Raw genomic sequence first — 270 nt, 5'->3', positions numbered from 1 at the left:
GGCTGGTGGTGCAGCTGGCGATGGCGGCGGCGGCGCTGGTGGTGACGTTCGGGGCCTCCAGCGTGGTTTCGGCGGGGGTGTGGGCGGCGATCAAGGCCGTGATCCCGGTGATCATCAGGCAGGCGATCAGCGAGATCCTGATGGGCGCCGTGGTCATGGGCGGGCTGAATGTCGCGGCGCAGGTGGTCGGGTTCGCGAAGGGGACGCGTCGGGAGTTCACGACGGAGAATCTCACCGAGCTGGGGATCAATGTCGCGATGGGTGCGATCG

The 270-nt window shown here is 68.1% G+C and carries 1 protein-coding gene; it reads left to right on the top strand.

Annotated elements, in window-relative coordinates:
* Positions 1 to 270: hypothetical protein (locus tag OO54_RS41105; protein ID WP_157856621.1), on the top strand; the 270-nt coding region annotated here is incomplete at both ends.

Origin of the sequence: Streptomyces wedmorensis, from assembly GCF_000716445.1 — a bacterium.
GTDB lineage: Bacteria > Actinomycetota > Actinomycetes > Streptomycetales > Streptomycetaceae > Streptomyces > Streptomyces wedmorensis.
Note: the sequence above shows the minus strand (reverse complement) of the source record. Positions and strands in the feature narration are given on the sequence as shown.